Source organism: Noviherbaspirillum sp., assembly GCF_035944575.1.
Lineage (GTDB): Bacteria > Pseudomonadota > Gammaproteobacteria > Burkholderiales > Burkholderiaceae_D > Noviherbaspirillum.
In genome coordinates, this window is record NZ_DASZBA010000209.1 from 1 (window position 1) to 10,980 (window position 10,980).

The following is a 10,980-nucleotide window of genomic DNA, read 5'->3' on the forward strand; positions in this document are numbered from 1 at the left end:
ACGATTATGCAATTCATCCTGATACAGGAAGCCCGGTGGTGACGCAACCATCCCACCAGCACGATGTAGTGAACACATATGCCTGTCTGGCAAGCGTCTCTTACCAGTCCTCTCTGCAGAATTGGTCACGCCCGGAACTGAAGAGATACTAGCTGCCCGAAAACGAGAACTCGGCGATGTGTTTCCATGGACCACCGAGGTATTGCCACAACAATAGCCCTTCCCCTGTACCCGGTGCCATCGTCCACGCCAGTCGAAGTGAATCAAATAGGTCACGCGCCTGCTGCGGTGACACCTTGTTCTGAACGGTTACATGCGGTTTGAATGATTGTCGATCCTGGGCCGTCAACCATGCACTGAAGCGTTGCGCGAGCTGGGTGTGCAAGCGCTGCAATTCGGCACTTGCAACGTCAACTGCGACGCCTCGGCCAAGCATCCGGATGCGAGGAAATTCGAGGCGAAACGGTGCTGTTTCAATGCAAAGTTGATTCAACCAGTCACAAATAGCCGGTTGTTCTTTGCCGGGAAGTGCATGGAACAAGGTTAGGTGGGCGGTCAGAAAGTTCCGCTCGGGCGGAAAATGGTCCTTACGCATCGCGTCGAGCCGCTTGAAACTGTCAGCATCAAGCTTGAGCGTCACAATGAGCGGTAAGTTATCGTTCACGATAAGCGTAATCTCGGTCAGCCCGACTAGATGAAAAATATCGATGAGTCCGATTCAGTGAACAAGCGGGCGCCGCTATGTCATTCGGCATCAGCTCACCAAGCAATGTGGAGTTGACTAACATCCAAAGGCTGGACTAGCCTGCCCTGTCCTGTGAAATCAGGTCGGGTCGTTCCCGAACCAGCATTTACCAGGTCGACATTTTCATTCACACGGCGAATGAGGTCGCCTCAGGGATGTCCCAGTATAAGGCCATCAAGGGGCAGGCGTACCGCGCATCGTGCCGCACGATGCGGCCATCATGCCACCAATGCCGTACCTGCGTGCCGGCATCTTCCGGTCACGGATGGGCAGGTCGAAACATCCATAAGCATGCTTTGGAACACTACCCTTGTGCAATACCGGACTCGGATGCGAATGCCCTCGTCTTGTGTTGAATTACATCTTGGCCGCTTCCGATGACAGCCTGTTCACCCCATGCGCGTCGATCTGCCTGCCAGCGCTGAAGCGATCGACGGGGAACGGGACCGTCCTGCTTGCGACCGCGCGACACGGTTATTGCTGCAACGCCAGGCCCCTCATCTCAGCCACGGCGGCGAGCACATCATCAGGCCGCACGACGCCGTCGCGGGCTCGCACCACCGCTCTCGATGTGCCTTCCGCAATAATGCGTCCGCCTGATTCGAAGGTGTGACGCATGTAAAAGAATTTTTCGTCCCAATGCGTGACGGCCAGCGACACATCGAAGCGTTCGAACAGTTTCAATGGCTTCTTGTAAATCATCGTGTGCTCGGCCACCATCGGCATCCACTTCTTCTTGAGCATCACCTTCAGCAGGCCGGTCCTGATGAACAGATCAACCCGGTTCAAGTCGCAGATAGTCAGGTAGCGCCCGTTATTCATATGGAGATTGACGTCGAGATCGTTCGGCATCGTGCGAAGGCCGAGACGGCTTTCCACGGCAGCGAGCGGCAGCCTCTCCCGGAATAGCGACAGCACCAGAACATACAAAAGGCGAAAGACGAGGTTCATGCGCCGCTCCCCGATGGCGTCGCTCTTGCCATCATTTCAGATTCATCATGATTTTCGCGGTGAAGACCCGCTTTCCCTCGGTGTCGAAGGCATCAACCGGAACCTCGACGTCGCCGACGGTACTCCAGTCCACATTCGCACCGTCGGCGACGACGCGCATATCGGTTTTTGCCTTGGCCAGGTATTTGACCGACATGCCCACCGGTATCCACTGCCGCCCGTCGGCAATCGATACGGTCGTCATGGTACCGGCGGCGAGTTCGGCGGCGTTACACAAGGCGATCGCGTGCACCGTGCCGATATGGTTATGCACCGAACGCTGGTTAGCGAACGTCACTTCCGCATAGCCGGGCCGCAGCATGGTGAACTGGGGATCGATGGTGCCGAAGTAAGGGGCGAAATTGACGACTGCCTTGCTGAAATTCTGGTTGCCCATGCTCTGGTACAGGCTAAGGGTCTGGTTCATAGTGCACTCTCCTTGATTGACTGCGCTGGCGGCGGAATCATGCGGCTTTACCTTCAGGCGCGGGTTGCGATAAGGTGCGGTTTAACGAAATGCCGGGAACGGCACCGCGCTTATTAAGTAGAATAGTATTCTAGAATATTATTCTAGTCAAACCGTTGATTGCAATGACTACATACAACAAGCCCGCCCAGCAGCCGGAAAAGAAGAGCCGGAAACAAGAGATCCTTGATGCCGCATTGAGTTGCTTCATCGAGAACGGCGTGGAAGCCACTACCATCGAAATGATCCGCGAGCGTTCCGCCGCCAGTGTAGGCAGCCTGTATCACCACTTCGGCAACAAGGAAAGCATTGCGGCCGCCATCTATGTGCAGGCGATGCAGAGTTACCATGAGGCTCGGGAGGATTATTTATCGAAAGCGCGCGATGCGGAGGAAGGCGTGAAAGCGATCGTTCATTCGTATATCGATTGGGTGGCCGACAATCCGGATAAGGCGCGCTTCGTTCTGTACAACCGAGGCGCCGTCGTCAGGAGCGATGCCGCCGGCGAGCTGGAAGCGCAGACGAAATCTCATTTATCACAGGCGCTGCGCTGGTTTAAGCCATACCGCGACAGCGGATCCTTGAAGGACGTGCCGCTGGAATGCTATCCGTCACTGATCATCGGCCCGGCCCACGACTATGCGCGGCTTTGGCTCGCCGGGAGGGTGAAATCGCACATTCGCGTACATCGTGAAGTGTTCGCCGACGCGGCCTGGAATGCTCTGAAGCTTTGAAGTAGTTCGGCTGGTCACCCTGCTTTCAGATTGAATTCCGGCAGATCCGGCGCGGTTGTGGATGTCGGAAACCGCGTCAGCGTATCGAGAAAGTGTTCACACAATGCATCGCGCTGCGGCGGCTGGATGACGGTCGCATGTGTTCCGCCGATATGCACCTTGATGAGCCGCCGGCATACGTTTTCCCAGCCGTGATCCGCTGGTTCGCCGGGCCAGTGGTCATCGGACAGAAACAGCACCGTCGGCACATCCAGCGAAGTGGGCGTCCATTGCCGTAGCGCCTGGTAGCGCAGTTCCTTGGTAAGTTGCCGCTTGAACCAGAACGAAAGCTTGGTCGGCCGCTGCATGAGGCTGCGTTCGACAAGGGACAGCGGCGTGAAGATGCGGTGCTTGATGCATTTCGTGACGGCCAGCTTGCACATGTTCACTGGCAGCCGCATCCTCCCCGGCGTCGCCCCTTCAAGCTGGTTGACCGAATCGGCGTGCGCCAGATCCCATCGGCGCGCATCCAGCAAACCGAGAAAGCCTACCGGCCGCCCCGACTGTACAAGTCGGCGGGCAACCTCGAACGCAACGATGCCGCCAAAGGAATAACCGGCGATGCGGTAAGTGTCGCATTCGGGTTCGGCGCAGATCGTCGAGTACACATAATCCACGATGGCGTCGAATTCACGGCCGTCATTGAGCGTTTGCCGCCATCCGGGATAGTCCAGCGTCCGGAAGCGGACCTTGTCGCCGAACGCAGCCCGAAAGCGCACCAGCGAAGGGTCATCGCTTTGAATTCCCGGCAGGAGATACACCAGCGGCGCGTCGGTGTCGACGCTTTCCCGCTTCGTTCCGGAATTGCTCAGATAATTCCTGATTGCGGCGCCAAGCTGCGCCGGCGTCACGTCCTCATCCAGCGCATCCAGCGGCAACTTGAAGCCGAGCTTGTCTTCGATGTAGAACCAGAACTCAATTGCCTTCAAGGAGTCCGCACCTGTCTCGGACCATGTCTCGCCGGCCTCGAACGACTTCGATCCAGCGACCGTAGTCCAGGCATGCCTCACCGCCTGGGCGATGCGCGCATCGAGCAAACCATCGCCGTACTGCCGATTCAGCGCAGGGATGCTGGGCATCTCATCCTGGCTTGATCTGGCTGCGGTCCGCGCCGCCTGCTTTTCCTGCTGCTCTTCTTCCTGCCGCTGCCGGTCCAGCGCTTCAAGGGCACTGACGTCGGGTTTGAATCCCGGAAGCTGTGGAATGCGGTCGACGATATGGATGCATGCCGGATGCATGTATTGCGGAACACGCGCATGCAATGCGGCCTTGAGTTTTTCAAGCAGTTCACCGGTTGGTTCATGTTTTTCAAGCCCCGCGACCGGCGCGACGAATGCTGCCAGTCCGCTGACCTCCTCCCCGCTGCGCCGTGCCGTCACGGCGGCATCCGCCACCTCGTGCACACTGCGCAGCGCCGCCTCCACTTCGCCCATATCGATACGCAATCCCCTGATTTTTATCTGCCGGTCCTTGCGCCCGATGAGCTCCCATAAGCCGTCCTCACGCAGCTTCACCATGTCACCCGTATGCAGGATGCGGGCGAGCGGGTTCGACGGGTCGGTGCGGAAGGGACCGGCGGTCAGCTGGCCCTCCTGCCATTGACCAAGTGCGAGATAGCGGCTGCGCACAACCAGTTCACCCAACTCGCCCTCGGGCACCGGCTGCCCGTCATCGCCGAGGATGGCGAAATCGATGCCGGGCCGAGGGCGACCAATCGGGACGCGTGGACCGCTGGGCATCCAGTCATGAGGAACGAACCATTGGAATACGGCCGGCGTCTCGGTGGAACTGAAACTGGCAAAGAAATGACAGGTGGGCGGTGCAATTTTCCGGAACAGCGCGAGGTCGCTGTCGAGGGTAATGTCGCCGCCGATACGTAGCACCCGCATGTCGGCGAACGCCTGTTGCGCACCCGGAAGGCGCAGCATCACGCGCAACAAGGACGGCACGGCGTATCCGATGGTGATATGCCGCTCGGCCATGGCATTGAGCACGGAGTGAATGCCGTCCAATTGCGGATCGGTGACATGCAGCGAGGCGCCGTTGAGCAGCGCCGTGAACATCTCGCGCTCTCCGGCAATCGTACCAGGGGAACTCAACAGGATGAAGCGGTCGTCCGCATTGACATGGCAGGAATTGGTGTACTCACTGACACGTTGAAGAATGGCATGCTGGTTGTTGCATATGCCTTTGGGCTTTCCGGTACTGCCGGAAGTATAAAGAATGATTGCCGGCATGTCTTCCCTGGACACTGCCTCTTGCATCCCGGCATCCGATGTTGTTTCCTCATTCGCCAGCACATCGACGGAAATCACATCGGCCGGGATCAGATCATGGTGACAGCCAGAAGCCTCGGCCGCATCGGTAATCACGGCACCCACGCCGGCTTCACGAATGATTGCATCGATTCGCGCCGGCGGATACTTCAAATCAATCGGCACATAAGGTCGATTCGCGGCAAGACATGCGAGCGCGGCAACTGGAAACAGTGCGTTGTGCGGCAGAAGGATGCCGACGGGCCGCCCGGCCGGGGCGCACGACTCGAGTCTTTGCGCGAGCGATTGAACATGGCGGCTTGCTCCTCGATAACTCAGGCTGCGCGTACTGTCCGTAATGGCAAGTCGATCTGGATGATGCTCTGCTGCTCGACGAAAAAGATTGATGATCGGTGTATCGATCAATGCTTCATTGAATGGAAGGAATTCTCTGTCGACCGGACCGTCAAAGTCCAGCTCTGTCGTGTCCGACAAATGAAACCATGAGACCATGCATCACCTATCAAAACAAAGTTTTTCCAAGCCGGGCTGGTTAGACCGACTGTAGATAAATCTGGTTCTGATAGCAGAATGTAACACCCGACCGAAGCGATACGACTCACTTCAATGCAGCATTACGATGCCATAGTCGTCCAATACAACCTGCAAACATTCCTGGTTTCCGTATGTCACCCGGTACGATTGCAGCGTGATGCCATGGAATATCGAACGATGCGCGAGTAAATTCTTCCACGACAAACGGAGGGCCGCCGCGCAGATCGCTTTGCGTGATTCAAAACGATTTGCCAGATGGGAAAGATTGTTATATCTGAATCAGCAGCGGTTACCATTCAGTCTCTACATGGTCAACGCACGATACAGTGCATCGCCATCAAGAGACTGATGCTCGCCCGATTCGGCTGCACGAATAAGGTCCACAACGCGCCTGTTGGCAGGCGCATCGCGGCCACGGCTTTGTGCAAGTTTCAGCACTGCGCCGTTCAGATAGTCGACCTCGGTACGGCGTCCCGCTTGCAAGTCTTCCCACATCGATGAGCGCGCCTGCGGATCAATGCGCAGCATGGCCGCCGCCAGCCGCTTGAAAAACGGATCAGGCAAACGCATCACGGTCGGCAATAGAACCGGGGCAACGCGGGCAATCTTCGCCGGTTTGATGCCGGCAATGCGCAGTACCGACAATGCTTCATCCATCAATAGCGCAAGGCAGCGGCGATAACTGCGTTGGGACAACTGTGCATGCAATGGCAAACCGGATAATGCATTGACAGGATTGTTCAGATTGAGCAACAGCTTTCCCCATTGCACCTCGGCGAAATCTTCACGCTCAATCAGCGGCAGCCCGGCTGCGGCGAACAGCGCACGCCAGCGTGCCAAGGCGGGTGACGCCTGAACCATCAATTCGCCTTCCGTGCCGCGATGAAAGCGGCCGTCCGGCAACTGCGCCACATTGAACGGCACCATGCCGCCTAATACCGTGCAGTCGGGCAGGCGCAATACCTCGGCATTGCCAACACCGTTCTGCAGGCTGATCACCAATGCACCCGGCTTGCCGTATTTCAGAATGGATGCTGCTGCCGATGCCGTATCCGCGCTCTTCACGGTAACGAGAATCAGGTCCGCATCGGCAAGCACTTCGGCGTCCTGCTCGAAGCGCACGTCGGAAGCCGCCATTGATATTTTCTTCCCGTGCAGATCGGTAAGCACCAGCCCATTGCGGAGGATACGGTCGCGAACCGATGCGCGCCCGATCAGCACCACGTCACCGCCTGCGGCAAGCAACGATCCGCCGACATAGACGCCAATCGATCCGGCGCCGAAGACAGCAATCTTCATCCTGGGTTAATAGGAAATACGCAGGCGGCGATACAGGAATCCGAGCACGAACAGCGGCCCGATCAGCAGGAAGCGCAAATCCTCGAAAAAGGACGGCTTCTTGCCTTCGATCTTGTGACCGATGAACTGCCCGATCCATGCCACCACGAAAATCGCGATCGACAACTGCAGCACCATCCCTTGCGGCAGCAGCGACAGTATCCACAGCATCGCGCCCGCCATCAGCAGCATGCCGATGGCAAACGGCACCGACAGTGTGCAGTAGTACACCAGGGAAACCAGGGTTACGCCCACCGCCGCGAGCGGATGCGCTGCCCAGATCATGCCAAGCAGCGAAAACACGATGGCGGGAACGCAGATGAAATGAATGATTTCATTGGTGTGGTTCAGATGGCTTTCGGAATATTTGGCGAGCAGCGTATCGATCTGGCGGTGTGCAACATGCTCCATGACGGTCTCCTGATGTTTTGAAGCCGCAATTCGACGTGATGCGGCATGAAATCATCTTAGACGCTCATTGCCCTTCCCGCTTGAACGCAATCGTCATCTTGCGCAATTCCGACGGCACCACGCCGAAGGTGCCGCGAAAGGTGCGGCTCATGTGTGCCAGATCGGCGAATCCGGCAATGTGGGCAGCCGCGGTCAGATCTTCGCCGCCAGCCACCGCCTCCACCGCCCACAGCAAGCGCGACCAAAGCAGATAGCGCGACAACGGCAAGCCGGTCTGCTGCCGGAACAGGTGGGTGAAGCGGCTTTCAGACAGATGCGCTTGAACAGCGAGCGATTCGCCGGTCACCGTTTCGCCGGGGTGGTCGCCGATCCATGCGAGGGCCGCCGAAATGCGCGGATCAAGGGCGGCAGGTTCCACCGCCTGAGGCACTGCGCAATCCAGCCAACGCTTCGCAGCCCGCTCCGCCGCATCGATATCCAGCCGGCTTTGCCGTGCCGTTTGCAGCGCCGCCATCACTTCCGAAAATTCCGGTCCCTGGCAATATCCTGCGTCGCACACTGACGAGATGGCTTGCCGGCACTGGGGCGAATCGACGAAGAGATGCGCGAGCATGGCCCCGCCGCAATCCAGCTGATGCATCTGGTTGGGCGCGAAAATTGCTGCTTGCGTCGATATCCATGGCGAACCTGCATCGAGGCGGACCCGGAATGGACGTTCCAGCGCCACGGTGATCTGCGCGGCGAAATGGGCATGCGGTATCGAATCGATGCCGGGACCAACCACCAGGGCGCGGCCATGCCACAGAAACAGACTGGCGGAACCGATTGCAGGATGGGATGGCGGGTTGCGGGTCATTGCGCCTTGATCACCGGCCACCGGCAACATCGACCAGCGTGCCGGTTGTATAGGATGATTCATCCGACAACAGCCAGAGTATCGCTTGCGCCACTTCCTCCGCCTGGCCGCCGCGTTTCATCGGCACCGCATTTCTTACCCGCTCAACCCGGCCGGGTTCTCCTCCGCTGGCATGGATATCGGTATAGATGACGCCCGGTCGCACGCCATTGACGCGGATGCCCTCGGCCGCCACCTCTTTCGCAAGCCCGATGGTCATGCTGTCGATCGCTCCCTTGGATGCGGCATAGTCGACGTATTCCTCCGGCGCGCCCAGCTTTGCGGCGATCGACGACAAGTTGACGATCGCGCCGCCAGCCCCGCCCTGCCGCGTCGACATCCGGCGCACCGCTTCGCGGGCGCACAGAAAACTGCCGATGACGTTTGCGGCAAACACCCGGTTCCACCTCGCCGCATCCATCTGCTCCAGCCGCATCTGGCGCTCCAGGACACCGGCGTTGTTCACCAATGCCGTCACCCTTCCCAGTTGCCGGTCCACGGTCTCGAACAGCCGCAGCACGTCCGCTTCCTGCGCCACATCCGCCTGTACCGCGAGCGCCCGGCCTCCGCCCTGCTCGATGGCCGCAACCACCTCGTCGGCCGCAGGCCGGTTATTCAGGAAACTGATGCACACCGCATAGCCGCGCGCCGCAGCCAATCGGGCGGTAGCGGCGCCGATGCCGCGGCTGCCGCCGGTGATGATAAGGATTTTGCTGTCCATGCCGGTTTGTCTCCGTTTGATGGGTGCGCTTGGGAATTACGCCTCTTACTTGTTCAAGCGCAGCATAACCGCTGCCGGGGCATCAGTAAAATACCGTTATGCCCGCCACCGACCTGCCCCTGCTGACCGGCCTCGCGCCTGTCCTTGACCGCAACATCCGCGTTTTGCTGCTCGGAAGCTTTCCCGGCGAAGCGTCACTCGGCGCCCAACAATACTATGCGCACCCACGCAACCATTTCTGGAAGCTCCTTTCCGCCGTGCTCGCGGAAGATCTGGTTACGCTGCCCTATGAAAAGCGGCTGCAGCGCCTGCTCGCGCACCGGATCGGCTTGTGGGATGCGATCGCCGCCTGCCAGCGCGAAGGCAGCCTGGATGCATCGATCCGCCAGGCGCAGGCAAACGATTTTGCTGCCCTCAAGCACGACTGCCCGCAGCTTGCACGGGTCTGCTTCAACGGCAAGACCTCCGGCAAGCTGGAGCCGCAATTCGCCGCCGCCGGCTTCGAGACGCTGGTGCTGCCGTCGTCGTCGCCCGCCAATGCCCAATGGTCGTTCGAGCAGAAACTGGCTGTCTGGAAGCGGATCGTTCTGTAAAATCGCTGGCTTTCTCCATGCGGCATTGCCGGCCCGACATGCTCATCAAACGTAAATCCATCGAAGCCCAAGCCAACCGCAAAGCCGGCCCCGGCAAGACCGACACGCCGAAGCCGCCCCGCAAGCCGAAGTTCGCACCGGTCACCCTGTCCGAACAGGAAGGCGTGCGTTACCTGCACTTCGGCACCGAATGGGTGCAGGGCGCGATGCGCATCCGCAAGCCGGACTGGATCGAGCTTGAATATGCCCAGCAGATGATGGCCTGGATGCTCTTCAATGCCGAACCGGCGCATATTGTCCAACTTGGTCTGGGGACCGGCGCGCTGACCAAGTTCAGCCACAGGCAATTTCCGAAGGCGCGTGTGACGGCGGTGGAACTGAATCCGTCTGTCGTGGCGATCTGCCGCAGCATGTTCAAGCTGCCGTCCAACGATGAACGGCTTTCCGTGATCGAAATGGACGCGATGGATTTCGTCAACGATGCCGCCAACCATGGCAAAGTCGACGTGCTGCAGGTCGACCTGTACGACGCCACCGCCAAGGGACCGGTGCTGGATACACCCGAGTTCTATGCCGCCTGTTCCGACTGCCTGTCGCCCGGCGGCATCATGACCGTCAACCTGTTCGGGGATCATCCGAGCTATGCGAAGAACCTGAAGGCCATGCGCACCGCGTTCCGGCAGATCCTCTGCCTGCCGGAGGTCCACGACGGCAATGTGGTCGCCCTGGCCTTCAAGACGCCGGTCACGCTGGATTTCCCTGCGCTGTATGAACGCGCTGCGCAGATTGTCCAAAGCACAAAGCTTCCCGCCAAATCGTGGGTCAACGGCCTGAAAACCGCGCAAACCGGCGAATGAGCGCAATGGCCGTGTGTTAACATCGATGCAGATATTGCTTAAGGGCATCGACAGTGAATTCCACGACAAAAGCAGTTCCCCGGACGCTCGACCTGCAGCAGATTTTTACCTGGCTGGTATCCGACGGCGTGATCGACCGGGGCAATGCCAAGGCTTTCTATAATCAGACCCAGGCCATCCTGAAGAATGCCGGGACGCCGATGCATCCCCTGACCGCCGTGGCCCAGGCCAAGTTGCAGTCTGCGCAGCCGCCGCACCGCCAGCTTACTCTCGACTGGCTGACCGAATGGATGGCGGGCAAGGTCAAGCTGCCCTTTTATCGCATCGACCCGCTGAAAGTCGACTTCACCAAGGTCGCCGACGTCATGTCGGCGACCTATG

At 59.0% G+C, this 10,980-nt stretch carries 11 protein-coding genes and 1 pseudogene; 4 read left to right on the top strand and 8 right to left on the bottom strand.

All coding sequences use genetic code 11. From position 1 onward, the window contains the following. Nucleotides 1–148: 148 nt before the first annotated feature. The 3 genes from VGU61_RS16880 to VGU61_RS16890 all read right to left on the bottom strand — a co-directional run bounded on the left by VGU61_RS16880 (nt 149) and on the right by VGU61_RS16890 (nt 2,162). Nucleotides 149–664 carry a 2'-5' RNA ligase family protein gene (locus VGU61_RS16880; RefSeq protein ID WP_326860372.1) on the bottom strand — a complete coding sequence of 172 codons (516 nt, stop codon included), beginning with the start codon at nt 662–664 and terminating at the stop codon, nt 149–151. 555 nt (nt 665–1,219) lie between these two features. Further along, entirely contained in the window at nt 1,220–1,696 is a 477-nt protein-coding gene (locus VGU61_RS16885) for an acyl-CoA thioesterase (RefSeq protein ID WP_326860373.1), read from the bottom strand. 31 nt (nt 1,697–1,727) lie between these two features. Beyond that, the gene (locus VGU61_RS16890) at nt 1,728–2,162 is read right to left on the bottom strand and encodes a hotdog fold domain-containing protein (RefSeq protein WP_326860374.1); all 435 of its coding nucleotides are present in this window, start codon (nt 2,160–2,162) and stop codon (nt 1,728–1,730) included. 164 nt (nt 2,163–2,326) lie between these two features. Between VGU61_RS16890 and VGU61_RS16895 the strand changes: the two genes are divergently transcribed. Continuing rightward, nucleotides 2,327–2,935, top strand: coding sequence for a TetR/AcrR family transcriptional regulator (locus VGU61_RS16895; RefSeq protein WP_326860375.1), 609 nt, complete (start codon nt 2,327–2,329; stop codon nt 2,933–2,935). Between the two features lie 14 nt (nt 2,936–2,949). Here the strand turns inward: VGU61_RS16895 and VGU61_RS16900 are convergent, their stop codons facing one another. The 5 genes from VGU61_RS16900 to VGU61_RS16920 form a co-directional block, all read right to left on the bottom strand. Further along, the gene (locus VGU61_RS16900; RefSeq protein ID WP_326860376.1) at nt 2,950–5,742 is read right to left on the bottom strand and encodes an AMP-binding protein; all 2,793 of its coding nucleotides are present in this window, start codon (nt 5,740–5,742) and stop codon (nt 2,950–2,952) included. Nucleotides 5,743–6,087: 345 nt separating this feature from the next. Further along, a complete protein-coding gene (locus tag VGU61_RS16905) occupies nt 6,088–7,083 on the bottom strand; it encodes a 2-dehydropantoate 2-reductase (RefSeq protein WP_326860377.1) in 996 nt (331 codons plus the stop codon). Nucleotides 7,084–7,089: 6 nt separating this feature from the next. After that, on the bottom strand, nt 7,090–7,533 hold the full coding sequence (locus VGU61_RS16910) for a DUF962 domain-containing protein (protein ID WP_326860378.1): 444 nt from the start codon (nt 7,531–7,533) through the stop codon (nt 7,090–7,092). Between the two features lie 64 nt (nt 7,534–7,597). Then, nucleotides 7,598–8,389 (bottom strand): AraC family transcriptional regulator, encoded by a 792-nt coding sequence (locus tag VGU61_RS16915; RefSeq protein WP_326860379.1) that lies wholly within the window; start codon nt 8,387–8,389, stop codon nt 7,598–7,600. 10 nt (nt 8,390–8,399) lie between these two features. Beyond that, nucleotides 8,400–9,149, bottom strand: coding sequence for an SDR family oxidoreductase (locus VGU61_RS16920; RefSeq protein WP_326860380.1), 750 nt, complete (start codon nt 9,147–9,149; stop codon nt 8,400–8,402). Between the two features lie 119 nt (nt 9,150–9,268). Between VGU61_RS16920 and VGU61_RS16925 the strand changes: the two genes are divergently transcribed. The 3 genes and pseudogenes from VGU61_RS16925 to VGU61_RS16935 form a co-directional block, all read left to right on the top strand. Continuing rightward, on the top strand, nt 9,269–9,742 hold the full coding sequence (locus VGU61_RS16925) for a DNA-deoxyinosine glycosylase (RefSeq protein WP_414691651.1): 474 nt from the start codon (nt 9,269–9,271) through the stop codon (nt 9,740–9,742). A gap of 38 nt (nt 9,743–9,780) precedes the next feature. Continuing rightward, a complete protein-coding gene (locus VGU61_RS16930; protein ID WP_326860382.1) occupies nt 9,781–10,599 on the top strand; it encodes a methyltransferase domain-containing protein in 819 nt (272 codons plus the stop codon). A gap of 53 nt (nt 10,600–10,652) precedes the next feature. After that, a pseudogene (locus VGU61_RS16935) lies at nt 10,653–10,980 on the top strand (type II/IV secretion system protein); the annotation flags it as partial.

Coding starts and splice junctions, on each gene's coding strand:
- VGU61_RS16900 (WP_326860376.1), bottom strand. CDS start 5,742: ATGGTCTCATGGTTTCATTTGTCGGACACGACAGAGCTGGACTTTGAC.
- VGU61_RS16910 (WP_326860378.1), bottom strand. CDS start 7,533: ATGGAGCATGTTGCACACCGCCAGATCGATACGCTGCTCGCCAAATAT.
- VGU61_RS16890 (WP_326860374.1), bottom strand. CDS start 2,162: ATGAACCAGACCCTTAGCCTGTACCAGAGCATGGGCAACCAGAATTTC.
- VGU61_RS16905 (WP_326860377.1), bottom strand. CDS start 7,083: ATGAAGATTGCTGTCTTCGGCGCCGGATCGATTGGCGTCTATGTCGGC.
- VGU61_RS16920 (WP_326860380.1), bottom strand. CDS start 9,149: ATGGACAGCAAAATCCTTATCATCACCGGCGGCAGCCGCGGCATCGGC.
- VGU61_RS16895 (WP_326860375.1), top strand. CDS start 2,327: ATGACTACATACAACAAGCCCGCCCAGCAGCCGGAAAAGAAGAGCCGG.
- VGU61_RS16930 (WP_326860382.1), top strand. CDS start 9,781: ATGCTCATCAAACGTAAATCCATCGAAGCCCAAGCCAACCGCAAAGCC.
- VGU61_RS16915 (WP_326860379.1), bottom strand. CDS start 8,389: ATGACCCGCAACCCGCCATCCCATCCTGCAATCGGTTCCGCCAGTCTG.
- VGU61_RS16885 (WP_326860373.1), bottom strand. CDS start 1,696: ATGAACCTCGTCTTTCGCCTTTTGTATGTTCTGGTGCTGTCGCTATTC.